This window comes from Streptomyces xanthophaeus (assembly GCF_000725805.1).
In the GTDB taxonomy this organism is placed as follows: domain Bacteria; phylum Actinomycetota; class Actinomycetes; order Streptomycetales; family Streptomycetaceae; genus Streptomyces; species Streptomyces xanthophaeus.
Genome location: NZ_JOFT01000100.1, coordinates 1 through 832, shown reverse-complemented (window position 1 = coordinate 832; position 832 = coordinate 1). Strand labels below are relative to the sequence as shown.

The window sequence follows — 832 nt, the reverse complement described above, 5'->3', positions numbered from 1 at the left end:
CGGGTGTGCAGTTGGGGCGGGGTTATGTGGGTCGGGGTGGTTTGACTGCTGAGCGGTTTGTTGCTGATCCGTTTGGTGGGGTGGGTGCTCGGATGTATCGGACGGGGGATTTGGTTCGGTGGGTGGTGGGGGGTGGTCTGGAGTATGTGGGGCGGTCTGATGGTCAGGTGAAGGTGCGGGGTTTCCGCATCGAGTTGGGTGAGGTTGAGGGTGTGCTGGTGCGGCATGCGGGGGTTTCGCAGGCTGCTGTGGTGGCGCGTGGTGGGGTGGGTGGTGTCGGGGATCCGTTGTTGGTGGGGTATGTGGTTCCCGGTGTTTCTTCGGGTGATGGAGATGATGTTCGGGATGTTTCTGCGGGTGAGGTGGTGGATGGTTGGGAGTCGGTTTATGAGGAGTTGTATGCGGTGGAGGGTGGGGGGTTCGGGGAGGACTTCTCTGGTTGGGAGAGCAGTTATTCGGGTGGGTTGATCGGGTTGGATGCGATGGGGGAGTGGAGGGAGGAGACGGTTCGTGCGGTGCAGGGTTTGAGGCCTGGGCGTCGGCGGCGTGTGCTTGAGGTGGGTGTGGGGACTGGGTTGTTGCTGTCGCGGTTGGCGCCTGGGTGTGAGGTGTATTGGGGCACGGATGTGTCGGCGACGGTGATCGGCCGGTTGTCGGGGCAGGTGGAGGCGGCTGGGCTGGGGGGCCGGGTTGTTCTGCGGGCGCAGGCGGCTGATGTGCTGGAGGGGATTCCGGACAAGTTCTTCGATGTGGTGGTACTGAATTCGGTGGTTCAGTATTTCCCGGGTGTGGATTATTTGTCTGGGGTGTTGCGGGGTCTGGCGGGGAAGCT

General features: G+C 62.6%; 1 protein-coding gene. It reads left to right on the top strand.

The window, feature by feature from the left end; genetic code table 11:
- Positions 1-41: 41 nt before the first annotated feature.
- The coding region (locus IO30_RS47730; protein ID WP_280827095.1) for a class I SAM-dependent methyltransferase at positions 42-832 on the top strand (791 nt) is incomplete at its 3' end.